This window comes from Pseudomonas mediterranea CFBP 5447 (assembly GCF_000774145.1).
GTDB lineage: Bacteria > Pseudomonadota > Gammaproteobacteria > Pseudomonadales > Pseudomonadaceae > Aquipseudomonas > Aquipseudomonas mediterranea.
This window is the reverse complement of the sequence record NZ_KN322987.1, coordinates 257,635-273,585: the sequence shown is the minus strand read 5'-3', so window position 1 is coordinate 273,585 and position 15,951 is coordinate 257,635. Positions and strand designations below refer to the sequence as shown.

Sequence of the window (15,951 nt, the reverse complement as noted above, 5' to 3'; positions counted from 1 at the left end):
GTCAAAGCTATCAAGTTGGCTGACTGGTTTGGCCATGGTTCGAAGGATAGATTGCCAGCTATGGCCCTATCGCGAGCAGGCTCGCTCCCACAGGGTTTCGCGGTGAATACAACTCCCTTGTGGGAGCGAGCCTGCTCGCGATAGCAATCTCCCAGTCGCTACAAAGGCTGTTTCCAAGCAAACGAATACACCTTCCCCGGCGCCGAAGGCTGACACTGCTGGTTATCCGCATCGCTCCCCACCAGGAACCACTCGGCCCTGGAGGTTTCGCCGACGCTGCGGGCCTTTTGCGGGTCGTAGCAGCGCGCCAGCTCCCGCGCCGGCACCAACGCATAGGCCTGCGGGTGGCTGCGCAGCCACAACGCGGACTGTTCCAGGGACTGATGGCTATAGAAGCCAAAATGCACGATGGGTTGTCGGGCGAACAACCAGTGCCCTTCACGCCACCCCACCAGCACCAGCTCGGCGTTGTTGCTCAGTCGCGCGACGTCAGCCATGAGGGTTTCGTGAGGATTGACGCCCTCCTTGTGCGGTTCGACGAAGCCCCGCACGAACCAGGCGCACAGCCATACCATGGTCAACCCGACGAACACCGTCCTGCCTCGCGGGCGCCGGCTGAACCAGCGGCGCAACATCCACGGAAGCAACGGTGCCACCAGCAGAATCAACCCAGGCAAGGCCGGGAAAATATACAGCTTGCGCTTGCCGCTGCTCAGGCTGAAGAACAGCAGCACTAGCACCACCCAGCCGAGCAATACCAGCACCCGCCCATCGTGCTTGAGCAATTGCCGGCGCCAGGCCGGCACCAGCCAGGGCAGCATGAAGAACATCGGCAACCAGTACTTCGGGATCACCTCGACGAAGAAGTACCAGAAGGGTTCGCGATGCTCCCACGCGTTGGCATAGCGACCCGCCGTTTGCTTGAACAGGATTTCCTGGGCATAGGCCACGCTGTCGGCACTGCCCTGCGCCACGATCAGCAACAACGGGCCCAGCCACACCGCAATGGCAGCCAGCGCCACCGGCAGCCCCAGCCACCAGTGAGTGATTTTCCCGGGCATCGGCGCCACGCCCTTCCAACCTTTGCGCACCGCATAGGCGTAGGGAATCAGCATCAACACCGGCAGAAAGCCAACCCCTTTGCTGATGATGCCCAACCCCATCGCCGCGCAGGCCATGTAGTACCAGCGCCAGGCCGGACCGAGCAGCAGGTGCCGGCACAAACCATAAACGCCCAGGATGGTCCAGAGCGCGAGAAAGCCATCGATCTGTCCGGTACGCAGGATGCTGTAGGTCTGGTAGGTCGCCAGAAACAGCAGCGCGGCGATCACGCCGATGCGCCGTCCCCACAGGCGTCGGCCCAGGTCATACAGGCAGGCCGTGGTCACGCTGCCGGCCAGCAGCGCGGGCAAGTACAGGGCAAGCTTGGGCAGGTGGGTCAGTTGCACGAACAGCGCCACGGCCCACATGAACAAGGGCGGCTTGTCCGCATAGATTTCCCCGGCCCGATGGGGAATGAACCATGAGCCGTTCTGCAGCATTTCCAGGGCTACCCCGAGGAAACGCTCCTCATCGACATTCAGCGGTTGCCGCCAGCCGAGCCCGGCCCCCACCATGACCAGCGCCAATAGCGCGAGCGCCAGGCATTCCAGGCGTGGGGACGATAATCGTATCCGCACCGGCTCAGCCCCTTTTGTCCAGCTCGAGGCCTTTGTGTTCATGCTGCCTGGCGATCAATTGCAGATTGCGCAGGTACACGATGAAGCCGAAGGACTGGCCGAGAATGAACACCGGGTCTTGGCGATAAATCGCGTATGCCAGCAGCAAGGCACTGCCGGCGATGCTCAGGTACCAGAATCCGACCGGAATCACGCTGCGCTTCTTGTACTCGCTGTAGAGCCACTGCAAGGCAAAGCGTCCGGTAAAGACCAACTGGCCCATGAACCCCACGGCCAGCCACATCGATTCCCTGCCCATGTCAGGCCTCGCTTTCTTGTGCGTTGACGTCCAGGCGCGTGCGTTTGATCAACCACCACACCCCCAACAGATCGACGATGCCCACCAGGGCCCGGTCCAGGTTTCCGTAGTTGGACACCCCGGCCCCGCGTTCACGGTGGTTGACCGGCTGGACCAGCATCCGGCCGTTATGACGACGGATCAGAGCCGGAATGAACCGGTGCATGTGATCGAAGTACGGCAGGCGCAGAAAGGCCTCGCGCTCGATCAATTTGATGCCGCAGCCGGTATCCGGGGTCTGGTCTTTCAGCAGGCTGGCGCGCAGCTTGTTGGCGAATCGCGAGGCCCAGCGCTTGCTCGCCGTGTCGCGACGGTTCACCCGATGCCCCGCCACCAGCTTGACGCCTGCGGGCTTGCCCTCCGAACCGCGCACCAGGTCGAGCATCTTCGGCAAATCGGCCGGATCGTTCTGGCCATCGCCATCCAGCGTCGCCAACCAGTGCCCGCGAGCCACCACGGCGGCGTGGTGGATAGAGGTGCTCTGCCCCAGGGAACGGGCGTGGCTGAGCACCCGCAACTGGGGGTAGCCCTGACCTTGCAGCGTACGCAGTTCGGCTGCGGTGGCATCGGTGCTGCCATCGTCCACCACGATGACTTCGAAGGCCTCGTTGACCAGCGCCGCACGCACCTCCGCCAACAACGGAATGAGATTGCCTGCTTCGTTCTTCGCCGGGATCAAGACAGATACATAAGGGGTTTCGTGCATGACTTACCTATTCGAAATGCGCGGTTAAACGCGGTAATAATCGCGGTACCAATCGACAAACGACCGCACGCCGCTGGACACCGGAACCTGCGGACGAAAATCCACCCGCTCTTCCAGGTCACGGGTGTCCGCCCAGGTGTCGACCACGTCGCCTGATTGCAACGGCAAGAAATTCTTGATGGCGCGGATGCCCGTCGCCTCCTCGATGCACTCGACAAAATGCAGGAGCTTCACCGGCGAACCGCGTCCGATGTTGTAGACCTTGTTCGGCGCGCCGCTTTCGTCGGTAGGCGGCCGCGGCAGTAATCGCACGAGGCCTTCGACGATGTCGTCGATGTAGGTGAAATCCCGGGACATCGCGCCGTCGTTGTACACATCGATGGCGCGGCCGTTGAGGATGGCGTCAGTGAACTTGAACAACGCCATGTCGGGTCGCCCCCAAGGCCCATACACGGTAAAAAAGCGCAGGCCGGTCGTGGGGATGCCGTAGAGATGGGAATAGGAATGCGCCATCAGCTCGTTGGCCCGCTTGGTCGCGGCGTAGAACGACATCGGCCGGTCGGCCGGGTCGGTCGTGGCATACGGCAGTTGCTCGTTCAACCCATATACCGAGCTGCTCGAAGCGTAGACCAGATGCGCCGGTACATGGGCACGGCAGGCTTCGAGGATGTTGAGAAAGCCCACCAGGTTGCTTTGGGCATAGGTATCCGGATTGTCGATGGAGTAACGCACGCCGGCCTGGGCGGCCAGGTGGATCACTTGGTCGAAAGGCTGCCTGGCAAACAGATCCGGCAACGCCTGCTTGTCGGCGACATCGAGCAGGTGGAATTGAAAGTTGGAGCAGGCATCCAGCTGTGCGAGCCGGGCCCGTTTCAACTCGACGCTGTAGTAGCTATTGAGGTTGTCGATGCCGATGACCTGATGACCATCGGCGCATAAACGCTTGACGGTATGGAAGCCGATGAAGCCGGCGGCTCCGGTGACCAGTATCCTCATCGCGCTCGCCCTTGCGCGATGGTTGCCGACACGCCACAGGGTCCCACCGGCAAACTGACACAATCGCTACCCACAACGGTCACTTCCATACATTACTCTGTCTGATGGCCTGTTTTTCTGTACCTGAAGGCTTATATCAAAGAGAAATGACAGATTTGTGAGTGCAGATAGTCTCGGTTATCGGACGAAGCCCCGTGATGGGCCGTGCTCAGTGGGGGTCGTTGAGAATCAGGCTGCGATAATGTCCCGGATTAGACCCGGACCACTTGCGGAACGCCTTGTAGAACGAGCTGGCATCGGCAAATCCCAGGCGTGAGGCAATCTCGACGAAACTGATGGAAGGTTCGGCGAGCCAGGTGATCGCCAGCTCCTTGCGCACGCTGTCCTTGAGTCCCTGATAGGTCTGCCCTTCATCTGCCAAGCGCCGGCGCAGGGTCGACGCCGACACACACAGCTGTTGGGCCAGGGCTTCGGTTTCCGGCCATTGTTCGGCCGGCAGCTGGCGCAGGTCGTGGCGGATCCGGCTGGCAAGGCTCTGCGGGTCACGGTATTTGACCAGGATGTTGGCCGGGGCCCGGGCCAGGAACCGCTTGAGCTCCTCGGCGCTGCGACGGATGGGCAGGTCCAGGTATTCGGCGGCGAAGATCATCCGGGTCCGGGGGCGGCCGAAGCGCAGGTTCTGGGAAAACATCACCCGGTAGTCGTCGCAGAAGTCCGGCGCCGGGCAGCGCAGTTCGACGGACAGAATGGGGATCCGTCGTCCTGCCAGCCAGCAGGCCACGCCATGGACGATCATCCAGTAGGTGAAGTAGGTAAAGGCCCGCCGTGGTTGCTGATCGTCTTCCAGCAGGACGATTTCCGCCAGGCTCTGCTGGCGCACCCATTGGGCCGGCAACTGCTCAAGCATCAGCGACAGGAACCCCAGCCCCGCCGTCAGGCCGGCCGCCAGGGTTGGCTGGGCCATGGCGCACTGGCAAAGGAAGGCCAGGCTGCCGGACTTGAGCTTGCGCGGGTCCATGCCGAAGAACTCATCGTCAAGGCGCCTTGCGAGCAAACGCCAGAGCCGCGCATAGGCAGCGGCCGGCACCCGCGCCTGGGGGTCGTCGAGCCACGCTGGAGCAATGCCGACCTTACTCAGCACCTCATCGGTGGCAGGGCCTGGGGCGCAGCTTTGCAGCAGCGCCTCACGCACCAACTGGATGGAGATGGTGTCTTTTTCGGCCATGGCGCCGGTGTTCACAGAATCCGGTAGAGCAGCCGCTCGATCCGCACCCGGCTGACCCGTTTGAGGAACTTGGCCACCGCCGCCGGGTAGTCCGGCAACGCTTCCAGGTCCAGGTAGCGCTCGATTCGGCGGGTGTGCTGGTAGATCTGCTCGAGCTCGGCCTGACGGGGCCCCAGCAGTTCGCCCTTGGGGTCTTCCAGCAACAGGGCGTTCTCCAGGTCCAGGCGGAACGCCCGCGGGTTGAGATTGTTGCCGGTCAGCAAGGTGTAGCGCTCGTCGACCCACATGCCCTTGAGGTGATAGCTGTTGTCGCCGTCACGCCACAAATGCAGGTTCAACTGACCGCTGTCGATGTAGCGCTGATGGCGCTTGGCAAAGCGACGCAGGCTGATCTCATACAGGTAAGGCAGCGCAGCGATGATCTTGAACGGCTCGCTCGGCGGGATGAAGAAGTCGTTGGCGGTCTTGTCGCCGACAATGATGTCGATCTTGACCCCACGGGCCAGCGCGCGGTTGAGCTCGCGGGTCACTGCCAGGGGCAGGTTGAAGTACGGCGTACAAATGGTCAGTTGCTGGCGACTGCTGGCGATCAGTTCGCCTATGACCCGACTCAACGGATTGTTCTTGCCGACGCCCAGCAACGGGCTCACCGACAGGCCGCTCTTGTCGAGGCTGCCGGCCGTGGTGTCATAGGCGGCGTACTTGAGCCGGCTGCGCAGGTCGCCAATGTCCTTGCGCAAACTGCGGGTGCTGGGCAGGTTCGGCAGGTCCAGGCGATGCACGGCCTTGGAGGTGATCAGGCCATGCTGCACCAGGTGATGCATCGAGTCGGCCAGCGCCGTGTTCTGCAGCAGGTGATAGCGGTCGTAGCGGTACTTGTCGAATTTGTGCAGGTAGACATTGTTCAGGCTGGCGCCGCTGTAGAGCACGCAGTCGTCGATGACGAAACCTTTCAAATGCAGCACGCCGAACAGTTCGCGGGTCTGCACCGGCACGCCATAGATCGGCACCTCGCTGGCATGGCTGCGCGTCTGCTCCTGGTACCACGCCGAGTTGCCCGGCTGTTTCTTGGCGCCGATCAGCCCGCGTTGGGCCCGCAACCAGTCCACCACCACGACCACGTCCAGTTCCGGACGCGCCGCCTTGGCGGCATGCAAGGCATCGAGGATTTCCTGGCCGGCTTCGTCCTGTTGCAGATACAGGGCGACGATGTAGATGCGCTGGGTGGCCTGGGCGATTTTCTCCAGCAGGCAACGGCGGAACTCGGCTGCGCCATCGAGGATGGTCACGGCATCGGCGGTCAGTGCAAAGCTGCGCAGCTTGGGCAGCAGGGAGCGTTTGAAAAGCGACGGCATAGGGCTCGCAAAAGGTCGATTCCGAAGAGTCGCTGAGCTTACACCATGGCGGATGGGTTTGGGACTCTGGGTGGGAGCACGGCTTGCTCGCGATCGCGATGGCGAAGCCCCATCGCCAGCACGCCATGGTTCCATAAGCGCAGCCATTGAAAAAAACATTTGACCAAGAAGAACGATCGTTCCACTGTAAGCGCCATGAACGAGATCATCAGCAATGACACACGAGACATCATCCTCGATGTCGCCGAAAAACTGATCTATAAAAGTGGCATAGCGGCCACCGGCATGGATCTCCTGGTGAAAACCGCCGGCGTTTCCAGGAAAAGCGTCTATCGCTATTTCGCCAACAAGGACGACCTGATCCTGGCCGCCCTCCAGCGACGGGACGAGCGCTGGATGCATTGGTTCAGCACCGAGGTCGACAAGGCCCCTACCCCGGCTGCGCGGCTGTACAACCTGTTCACCGTGCTCAAGGGCTGGTTTGACAGCGACGGCTTCAGAGGCTGTGCGTTCATCAATACCAGCGGCGAAACCGGAGACCCACAGGACCCGGTCCGCCAGTTGGCGAAGTTGCATAAGCAGAAGTTGCTCGATTACGTCACCCGGTTATGTATTGAACAAGGTGTCGAAGACCCCGAGGCCCTGGCCCGACAGTTACTTATTCTGATCGATGGCGCGATTACTGTCGCACTGGTCATGGGCGACCACAGTGCCGCCGATCACGCCCAGGCCATACTGAAGGTGTTGTTGGTTGAGAAGACATAAAAAGCTCATCCGCTGAACATCGTGAAACTTGATTCACCACTCGCCGGAGAATTGCCATGTCCTCCCCTGAAGTTCGTCCACCCCTGCCGCCGTTCACCCGTGAATCGGCCATCGAAAAAGTCCGCCTGGCTGAAGATGGCTGGAATTCCCGCGACCCGCAGCGAGTGTCCCTGGCTTATACCTTGGACACCCAATGGCGCAACCGCGCCGAATTCGTCCATAACCGCGAAGAAGCCAAGGCCTTCCTGACCCGCAAATGGGCCAAGGAACTGGACTACCGGCTGATCAAGGAACTCTGGGCGTTCACCGACAACCGCATCGCCGTGCGTTATGCCTACGAATGGCACGACGACTCGGGCAACTGGTTCCGTTCCTACGGCAATGAGAACTGGGAGTTCGATGAGCAAGGCCTGATGTCCAACCGCTACGCCTGCATCAACGACCTGCCGATCAAGGAAAGCGAACGCAAATACCATTGGCCCCTGGGGCGCCGGCCGGACGATCATCCTGGGTTGTCCGAGTTGGGGTTGTAGCCACACCGCCCTTGTGGGAGCGAGCCCGCTCGCGATAGCGGTGGGCCTGCTTGCTCCGGTGTTGACTGTGCCGCCGTCATCGCGAGCAGGCTCGCTCCCACAGCAGTTCTACGGTCAAACTCAAATCCCGCTGGCACCCTGGCCCCCATGTGGGAGCGAGCTTGCTCGCGATAGCGGTGGGCCTGCTGGCATCAATGCTGAATGTGCCACCGTCATCGCGGGCAAGCCCGGCTCCCACAGGGTCCGGGCTGATCGCAGATTCGCCGTCCACCGCAAAACAATGTGGGAGCGAGCCTGCTCGCGATAGCGGTGGATCAGCTTGCATCGATGCGGTCTGTGCCACCGTCGTCGCGGGCAAGCCCGGCTCCCACAGGGTCCGGGCTGATCGCAGATTCGCCGTCCACCGCAAAACAATGTGGGAGCGAGCCTGCTCGCGATAGCGGTGGACCTGCTGGCTTCAGTGTTGAATGTGCCGCCGTCATCGCGAGCAGGCTCGCTCCCATAGGGAAGCTGCGGTGGGACTCGAATCCCGCTGGCACCCGGGCCCCCATGTGGGAGCGAGCCTGCTCGCGATAGCGGTGGGCCTGTTTGCTCCGGCGTTGACTGTGCCAGCGTCTCGCGAGCAGGCTCGCTCCCACAGGGGTTCAGCGATCACAGGGGCTTTAGTGCTACTCACCCTCGGGCCGATTGATCAGGAACTCCAGCAACGTCCCCGCGCAGGCTTCGATACTGCCTTCCAGGATCAGCTCAAACCCGTGGGTGTTCTCGGTGGGTATGGCGATGCATCCCCCCATGGCCGAGACGCCGCTGCCCATGACCGCGCTGGCATCGCTGGCGAAGTCCACCAGCAGCGCGAATTGCGGCTCCAGGTCGATGCTTTTTCCCGCGCGGTAGAGCTGGTCGACGATCTTGCGGCTGTAGCAGCCTTTTTCGTCCCCCGTGTTGATGATCGGGTTGACACTCAGCCGGGTTCCGTATTCCGCCACTACCGGCCCGACCTCGACGGCAACGGTGACCTCGCCCGGCAGGTGGGCGGCGGCGTACAGCGCTCCGGCGTTGGATTCTTCCTCCTGGGTAGTGAAAACGAAATACACCTCACCGACCAGCTCCGCCCGGCGCTCGGCCAACAGCGCGGCGGCCTGCAAGGTCGCGACCATCGGCGCGCGGTCATCGAGGAAATGCGCGGCAATCGCATCGCCCGCCCGGAACGGCCGACGCCAATGCTGGCTCAGCACCACCCGCGTGCCAGGACGTACGCCATGCTTATGCAATTGCTCCCGTGAACAACGGGTGATCACATGGACGTCTTCCCAATGCACATTCCCGGACAGCACATCCGCCCCCTGATGGGTTTCGGCGGTGCTGTGCATGGAGCCGAACGACAACACACCAGGGATGAAATCCTGATCGCCGAGGATGTCCACGGGGCACACGCCGAAATTGATCGGATTGGCGCCACCCAAGGCCACCACCCGCAATGTTCCATCGGACTCGACGCGTTTGACCAGCATGGCAATTTCGTCCAGGTGAGCCATGACCCGGACCGGTGTTTGAGTGTCGCTACCGTTGGCGGCTCCCTCGATCAGCCCGATGACGTTGCCGGCCGGGTCGACCCAGGTCTTGTCGCAATGGGGCTCCAGCTCCCGCATGCAGATTTGCCGGACTTCGTCTTCCTGCCCGCCCGGTCCGCGGGCCATCAACAATTCTTCCAGCAACGGTAATGTAGACAGGTTCGCTTGCATCGATCGGACTCTCCTTATGCTTGCCACGAGGGCCGTCGCGGTGCCGATGACGGTACGGACCGCAACGCCCTGTCTGTCTTGAGGATGCTCGCCCTGGAAAATTTGATCGGATCGGCGGATAAACAGACGAGCGGGACATGCCGGTGACAGACCGGCGGCCCTATGACAGGGTTGACCGCACTGTCGCCAGGCATCACATTGCCTGGGCCGCCGATGGAGTCAACGGTGGCTTCGTCGTACCCCGGACCTGTGGAGCCCATGACCGCGTCGATTCCGATCCGTCCCCCCTGCCCGCCCGGCGTCTGCGACTGCGGGCGCGAGGCCTTGCTGGAAACGGCGGGCAGCGACCTGCGCATCCTCTGTCTGAATCGCCAGGAAGAAAAACGCCTGCTCGAACGGCTGGAAAACATCCAGGACCTGGCCGAACTTGAACGGTTGCAGCAGCGGCTTTACGAAAACCTGGGTATCCGCCTGACCATCGAGCCGGGCTACAACGAAGTCCGGACCATGCGCGGTATCGCCATCGAGTTCCAGGCGCAACCCGGCCTCTGCCGCAAGATTCGCCAATCGATCCCGGCCGCCATTCGTCGCGGCCTGGAAAGACGCCCGGAAATCGCCTGGCGCCTGCTGGATGCCCACGACTTGTTCCGCGACGCCTGAGGCTCAGCCTCAGCGCTGGATCCGTTGCAGAAACTCGGTTCTTTTCTGCCGATCCGCCTGCTCTTTCGCCAGCAGTTTGGGCAGCAGATCGCTGGCCTGTCGCACCCCGAGGATGAACACACCGTCGTCATCACCGATGGCAATGTCACCCGGATGCACGGTGACACCCGACACCCGGATTGGCTGATTGACTTCGCCGCCAAGCCCAAGGCTGCGGGTGGTGAAAGCGCTGACACCACGACTGAACACCGGCAGGCGATGGGCCCGCAAGGCAGCCACGTCGGTCACCGCGCCGCACACCACGACACCGGCCAGGCCTTTGATCAGCCCGGCCAGGGTGCGCAGCTCTCCCCAGCAGGCACAATCGGGATCCCCCACGCATTCCACCACCAGCACATCTCCTGGCTCGCTCAGCAGCAAGGCTTCGCGCAAGACACTACCGTCAGGCGTGAACAGCCTGACCGTGACCACCTTGCCGATCATGCGCAGGTTATCGAACAGCGGGCGGATGCCCCGCAGGTATCCGCTGTCGGTGAAATGCCCAAGGGTCGACGACGCGATCCCCCGGTACTGTGCCAACAGCGATTCAATGATCGCCGCCGATGCAGTTGAATCATTCATGTCTTGTCCTTCTTCGCAGCAACGGGCAGGCCGAACAGTATTCGCCCGGGTTGCTCGCCTGGTAATAGAAACAGCAGGTGCGCCGCAACCGTCGACAGCCGCCTTCGGCCAGGGGCATGGGGGCACGATGGAAATGCCGCAAGGGGTTGTAGTCCAGGCCGAACACTTCGGGATCGGCGTGGTTCAGCAGCCAATCGAAATCGGCGTCGATACGCCGGCGCGCGGACGGGTCCTGCAGGCTGTCCATGCGTTTTTCATACAGCGAATAAACCCGCACCGCAGTGTTTTCCCAGAGGATGCGTCGGGAGATGCCGCTGACTTGGGTAAACAGATCCCACAACGGTTTGAGCAGCCCGGCGAACAGGCTGCCGACCAACGCTTCGCGCCAGGCCTCCCGCTCGCCGGCGGCATAGGCCCGCGGCTGCGGGTCCAGCAGCGGCATCGACGAGGTCCAGCGTCCCGCGTCGTGACCGTATTCGATGACGCTGTTGTCCAGGGACATCCGCAGCCCCTTGTCGCAGGCCGACAGCGCATACAGGCAGGGGTTGGTGGTAAGGAACGCAATTCGCTTGCTCAACAGCGAGGCGGTGATTGCACGGGACGGCGAGCCAAGGATCGGCGTCAGCTCGTCCAACAACCGCAGGCACACACCGCCATTCAACAGTTCGTGGGCCGCCAGGGAACGCGACGAATCGCGCTCCCGTGCCGACTTCAACCGCAAGGGGCCGCTGAGCACGGCCCATTCGCCGGCCGTAAACCGGCAAGCCCCGTCGGTAGACGCCGGTTCAATCCCGAGCACGCGACTGGTCGCCATGCCCTCAGGCCTCCAGCGACAGCCGGCGGAACGGGTTGACCACCTCGCCCTTGCCGAACGGCATGCTGCCCGGGCCGCCGGCCCGCTCGATCATAGGCGTGAGCAACAGCTTCTGTGGCCAGTTGGGCGCGTCGAACAGTTGCACCTTGAGCATCGCCCGGGCCTCGGCGTCGAAGTCGATGGTCTCGATCAGTTCGTCCAGCACGTCCCGCAGGGCCTGCCACAAGCCAGTCACCGGCATCGAGTAGACTTGCGCCAGGGTGTCCATGATCGCCCGCATGTTGACCTGGATGCCCAGGGTCTGCAGCCAGAACAACAGGTCTTCGGGACGCTCGTGGTACAGCGTGTTGGCGTGGCCTTTCTTGATGCGGTAGACCGGGTCCGCCATGCCGTTGCGCTCCAGCCAGGGAACGAAGATCCGCAGCGAATCGTGGTCACGCAACAACAGGCCTTCGGCATGGCCGTCCTTCCATACCAGCACCGCGTTCTGGCCGTGGACTTCCCCCAGCATGCCGAGGCGGAACATGCGCAGGTTGATGTCGAAGAAGCTGCGGGCCAGTTCGCGGAACAGGGTCATGACCGACTCGGCGTCCGCCGGCAGGTTGCGGTACTGCATCCAGTCATCGAAGAAGTGACGGTTGCTGCCCGGCAGCGGCGTGCCCAGGGCGGCCATGGGCAGCAGGCGGGTGTCGGCATCGTTGAGCAACGCGCTCGGGTAACCCCGGACCATGGCCGACAGGTGCCGTGGTGCCTCGTCGAACAGCGTCGCCTCGGGGGGCATGAACGCCCACCACTTGCCCTCGTCGCACAGGTGCAGCGACTGGCGCAGGGGCGCGTCCTTGTCCAGTACCTCGTGGAGCAAGGCTTCGCTCAGGCCGCCGTTGATCATCTTCACCGCCGGCAAGTAGCGCGACGCGCCCAGGGAGTGAATGGCCATCGGCAGCTTGAGGTAGTCGGCGCTGTCGAAGCACGGCGTCATGGAGCGCAGCGACGAGGTGGCGAAGAAGTCGCCCTCGTTGAAGCTCAAGCGCTGACAGTCGCCCTTGGTGAATACCTCACCCAACTGCTTGTCGAGCACATGTTCCCACTGCCAGGGGTGGACCGGCAGCGCGATGTGGCTGTCGGCCAGGCCCCGCGCCTGCATTTCCCCGGCGAGCCGGGCCTGCAGAGGCTCAGGCAACAGATAACGTGCCGGATAGCACTGCGCCAGGTCCCCCACGCCATCGCCGCATTGCAGCAGCGTGCGGTCCACCGCGACCCAGTTCAAGGCCACCGGACGGGCAAATTCGGCCTGGTAACGCAGGTATTCCTCGTCGTCGAGCCCTTGCTTGGCTTTGGCCAATGGGTGATAGGGACGATCGCGCAGCGAGGCCCACTGTTCCATGGTGCGGAAAAACGTCGCCGGATCCTGGGCCATCAGCTCACGGTCATCGACCGCGTGGGACAGGGACAACGCCGTCTGCTTCACGCTGGTGTGCAGCACATCGAGAAACAGCGCCAGGCCTTTATCGTTGTCCTTGAAGCGCTCGGCCATCGAGGCGAACACCCGCTTCATGAAGTCTTCCGGCGCAAGCACCGTCCACTGCTGCTCCTGGCGCGCCAACACCGGAGTGCCCGGCACCTTTTCCCACTGCTGGGTGATGCCCGCACGCAGGGCAATGCTGATGAAGCGCTGTTCAGCCGGGTCGTAGCACCAATCCCAGACGCGCCCGGCGAGCGCCGGGGCTTGCGGATGGGCCTGCTGCCAGTCGCCGAGGCTGACCAGGAACGATGGTTCGTTACCAAAGAAGTGTTCGGCCAACAGGCAGTCCACCAGATCCTGCATGACGATATCGGCGGCTTGGGCCAGGGCTTGTGAGGTCAGGCTAGTCATCTTGATTCATGTCCTTCTGAAGAAAGTGTGGCCAAACGGCCCTGGAGGGCGCGGAACGCGATACCGCGCTCGTCGCCCAATACAAAGGTGTGCACCCCTCGGGCACGCCAGCGGGCGTGGTCGTCGGGTTGACGGGGAATGGCGCAATAGGGAACGCCGGCTTCGCGGGCCGCCTGCCAGGTGTCCAGCAAGGCCTGTTGCACCGCCGGCGTGTCGATCTGCCAGGGCGTGCCGAGGGACTGGGACAGGTCCGCCGCGCCTTCGAGGATCAGGTCCAGGCCGGGCACCGCCGCGATGTCCGCTGCACGCCGTGCGCCTTCGGCGCTTTCGATCATCGCCACCACCATGATTTGCTCGTTGGCCAGCCCCACGTACTCGGCCAGGCTGTGCTTGCCAAACGAACCGGGGCGCCCGGCATTCAGGCTGCGCCGCCCCAACGGGTGGTACTTGCACGCGGCAATCGCATCGGCCAGTTGCTCCGGGCTTTCGATCATCGGCAACACGATGCCCTGGGCGCCGCCGTCGAGCAGGCGCAGCAGGGTTTTCGGATTCAGGTCCGCGACCCGTACCAAGGGTGTGATGGCGTAGGCTTCGGCGATGCGGATCATGTGCTCCACGGTTTCCGGGTTGATCAGCACATGCTCCATGTCGATGATCACGAAGTCGTAGCCCGCCTCGGCGATCAGCTCGATCGTCATGGCCGACGGAATCGAACTGATCAGGCCGTAGGCTGCCTGTCCGGCGCCGAGTTTGAGCTTCAATTGATTGGTTCTCAGCATGTCTGCGGCCTGAAGGCGTGCAGCGGGTTGGGCACCGACTTGAAGCGCCGCTCGCCGTCGCCCAACAGGCGACGCTTGGTCAGCTCTTCCACTTCATAGGAAGGCGCGAATACGTCGAACAGCCCGAAGCGCTCGCGGTGCTGCGGATGCGCAGCCTGGTAAGCGGTGATGACGTCGGCGGTCATCTGCCAGAAGCGGGTTTCGTCCAGCTGATAGTGCTGGCGCAGGAAAATCGCCATTTCAGCCAGGCAAATGAAGAAGAAACAGTCGCAGGAGAAATCCCGCACCGCATTGACGTCATCGGTAAGGATGAACGAGTTGCGGTTCAGCTTTGCATGGCTGGCGGGCAACGGTACCAAGGTCGGGCACAGCTGCGGCCGCGCCAGGTGCGCCGGGGAGTAACGCACCCCATCGTGGAAATCCTTGAGGGCGATACGCTGCGGCCAGCCGTCCCGGGTGATCAGCACGATGTTCTGGCCATGGGACTCCATGCCGATGCCTTCGGCGTAGAGCATGTGGATGATCGGCGGCACCGTGACTTCCAGCAATCGCTGAGTCCAGGCCTGCAAACCGTACTGGGCGATCCAGGCATCGATGAACGGCAGCTGCTCGCCCTGGCCGTAGCGGTTTTCCACGTGGCTCAGACCGTTGAACGGCACCGCTTGCTCATCGGCCTTGAGATAGCCGTGGATGCTTTCCCGCCAGATCGCGCCGAGGGTGCCGTAGGCTTGAGGCGCACGGGTGGCCGGCAGGTGGTCGTAGCTGAAGCTGACCCCGGCCACCTCGCCAAGGATGACGAAGTCCAGGGCGCCTGCAGTGCTATCGGTGGCGATCAGCTGTTGCAGCCAGTCGGTGATGATCGGACCATTCATCACCGTGTGCCGCGCCAGAATCCGCGTGCTGGAGGTGTTGGTCATGCTCATCGCCAGCTTTACATAAGGGCGCTCGGGGGCGCTGGCGTTGGCCAGGGTGCGGATCGATTGCTGGGCCTTGTACTGATCCTGCGAGGTGCCCAGGTAGATCAGTTCGCCGCTGAGCAGCTCGGGGTAGAACGTCGGGACAATGGTGTTTTCCCACTGCCACGGATGCACGGGAATCAACCAGTAAGCGTCCGGCGACTGACCGCGGCCTTCGAGGATCGCGGCCAACTGGTGCAGGCGCGTCTCCCCGGCTTCCTGGCGGATGAACGCGTCGAAATCCATCTTGCTTGAATGGTTCATCGCCCCGCAGGACTTGGCCACGGCCAGCCAGACGATGGCGATGGGGCTGGCGAACTCCGGCCCGTAGCGGGTGTTGTCATGCAGGGTGAAGCCGATCCGCGACTTGTAGCACGGGTGGTAGCTGTGGGCGTCCATGAAGTGCTGTTCCAGCGCATCCACATCCAGCCGATGGGCTGCACGCGGCGCACGGTAGCCCTGGCTGCGGGATTGCAGATCCTTGAGCTGGGTCTGTTCCAGTTCCTGGATAAAGCGCGGCAGGTGGGCGCTTCCCTCGAACTCGCCGAGCAGTTCCGCCAGGGCCTGGTGCAGATCCGGTGCCGCGGATTGCCCCGCGGCATCGACGCGCTCAAGGCTGGCGTGATCCAGGCGGATCAGCTCGAAACTGCTGCTGCGCAGGCCGTTGCAGTGGTATTGCACCGGTTGTTGAGCGGCATCGGTGCCTTGCACGATGAAACGATACCGGCCGTCCGCAAGCGGCTCGCATCGGTACGCCAGCACGTCTTCGTACAGCAGGGTTTGCAGCAGTTGACCGACCGCCCGCTGTTGGACTTTTACCCGGACATCGGCATCGGTGCCCGCCAGCCAGGCGCCTGGGGCGGTGGATTGCGGGGCTTGTTCAAAAATCGTCATGGGAATTCCTTATCGA

The 15,951-nt window shown here is 62.8% G+C and carries 15 protein-coding genes; 3 read left to right on the top strand and 12 right to left on the bottom strand.

Annotated elements, in window-relative coordinates; all coding sequences use genetic code 11:
- Nucleotides 1–158: 158 nt before the first annotated feature.
- The 6 genes from N005_RS21370 to pssA all read right to left on the bottom strand — a co-directional run bounded on the left by N005_RS21370 (nt 159) and on the right by pssA (nt 6,298).
- Nucleotides 159–1,721 (bottom strand): ArnT family glycosyltransferase, encoded by a 1,563-nt coding sequence (locus N005_RS21370; RefSeq protein ID WP_081993309.1) that lies wholly within the window; start codon nt 1,719–1,721, stop codon nt 159–161.
- Nucleotides 1,684–1,977 carry a lipid-A-disaccharide synthase N-terminal domain-containing protein gene (locus tag N005_RS21365; RefSeq protein WP_047703009.1) on the bottom strand — a complete coding sequence of 98 codons (294 nt, stop codon included), beginning with the start codon at nt 1,975–1,977 and terminating at the stop codon, nt 1,684–1,686. The genes N005_RS21370 and N005_RS21365 overlap by 38 nt, the downstream gene beginning before the upstream one ends.
- 1 nt (nt 1,978) lies before the next feature.
- Nucleotides 1,979–2,722 carry a glycosyltransferase family 2 protein gene (locus N005_RS21360; RefSeq protein ID WP_047703008.1) on the bottom strand — a complete coding sequence of 248 codons (744 nt, stop codon included), beginning with the start codon at nt 2,720–2,722 and terminating at the stop codon, nt 1,979–1,981.
- A gap of 24 nt (nt 2,723–2,746) precedes the next feature.
- Complete coding sequence (locus N005_RS21355; RefSeq protein ID WP_047703007.1) at nt 2,747–3,718, bottom strand: NAD-dependent epimerase; 972 nt, start codon at nt 3,716–3,718, stop codon at nt 2,747–2,749.
- Between the two features lie 208 nt (nt 3,719–3,926).
- Complete coding sequence (locus N005_RS21350; protein WP_047704078.1) at nt 3,927–4,943, bottom strand: AraC family transcriptional regulator; 1,017 nt, start codon at nt 4,941–4,943, stop codon at nt 3,927–3,929.
- Between the two features lie 11 nt (nt 4,944–4,954).
- Nucleotides 4,955–6,298, bottom strand: a complete 1,344-nt coding sequence (pssA, locus tag N005_RS21345) for a CDP-diacylglycerol--serine O-phosphatidyltransferase (protein WP_047703006.1) — start codon at nt 6,296–6,298, stop codon at nt 4,955–4,957.
- Nucleotides 6,299–6,493: 195 nt separating this feature from the next.
- Here pssA and N005_RS21340 point away from each other — a divergent pair, with 195 nt between their 5' ends.
- On the top strand, nt 6,494–7,063 hold the full coding sequence (locus N005_RS21340; RefSeq protein WP_047704077.1) for a TetR/AcrR family transcriptional regulator: 570 nt from the start codon (nt 6,494–6,496) through the stop codon (nt 7,061–7,063).
- 56 nt (nt 7,064–7,119) lie between these two features.
- The gene (locus tag N005_RS21335; protein ID WP_047703005.1) at nt 7,120–7,596 is read left to right on the top strand and encodes a nuclear transport factor 2 family protein; all 477 of its coding nucleotides are present in this window, start codon (nt 7,120–7,122) and stop codon (nt 7,594–7,596) included.
- 668 nt (nt 7,597–8,264) lie between these two features.
- Here the strand turns inward: N005_RS21335 and N005_RS21330 are convergent.
- Nucleotides 8,265–9,338, bottom strand: a complete 1,074-nt coding sequence (locus N005_RS21330) for a zinc-binding metallopeptidase family protein (RefSeq protein ID WP_047703004.1) — start codon at nt 9,336–9,338, stop codon at nt 8,265–8,267.
- Nucleotides 9,339–9,596: 258 nt separating this feature from the next.
- Between N005_RS21330 and N005_RS21325 the strand changes: the two genes are divergently transcribed.
- On the top strand, nt 9,597–9,998 hold the full coding sequence (locus tag N005_RS21325) for a hypothetical protein (protein ID WP_081993308.1): 402 nt from the start codon (nt 9,597–9,599) through the stop codon (nt 9,996–9,998).
- Between the two features lie 9 nt (nt 9,999–10,007).
- On the opposite strand, the gene N005_RS21320 is transcribed toward N005_RS21325, so the two are convergent.
- From N005_RS21320 to N005_RS21300, 5 genes are read right to left on the bottom strand one after another with little or no spacing between them, the layout of a single operon-like run.
- On the bottom strand, nt 10,008–10,619 hold the full coding sequence (locus N005_RS21320; protein WP_047703003.1) for an RraA family protein: 612 nt from the start codon (nt 10,617–10,619) through the stop codon (nt 10,008–10,010).
- On the bottom strand, nt 10,612–11,433 hold the full coding sequence (locus N005_RS21315; RefSeq protein ID WP_052126425.1) for an IucA/IucC family C-terminal-domain containing protein: 822 nt from the start codon (nt 11,431–11,433) through the stop codon (nt 10,612–10,614). The genes N005_RS21320 and N005_RS21315 overlap by 8 nt, the downstream gene beginning before the upstream one ends.
- A 4-nt stretch (nt 11,434–11,437) precedes the next feature.
- On the bottom strand, nt 11,438–13,306 hold the full coding sequence (locus tag N005_RS21310; RefSeq protein WP_047703002.1) for an IucA/IucC family protein: 1,869 nt from the start codon (nt 13,304–13,306) through the stop codon (nt 11,438–11,440).
- Complete coding sequence (locus N005_RS21305) at nt 13,303–14,085, bottom strand: HpcH/HpaI aldolase family protein (protein WP_047703001.1); 783 nt, start codon at nt 14,083–14,085, stop codon at nt 13,303–13,305. Before N005_RS21305 ends, N005_RS21310 begins: the two co-directional genes overlap by 4 nt.
- Nucleotides 14,079–15,935: an IucA/IucC family protein gene (locus N005_RS21300; RefSeq protein ID WP_047703000.1), complete on the bottom strand. Its 1,857-nt coding sequence runs from the start codon at nt 15,933–15,935 to the stop codon at nt 14,079–14,081. Before N005_RS21300 ends, N005_RS21305 begins: the two co-directional genes overlap by 7 nt.
- Nucleotides 15,936–15,951: the final 16 nt, after the last annotated feature.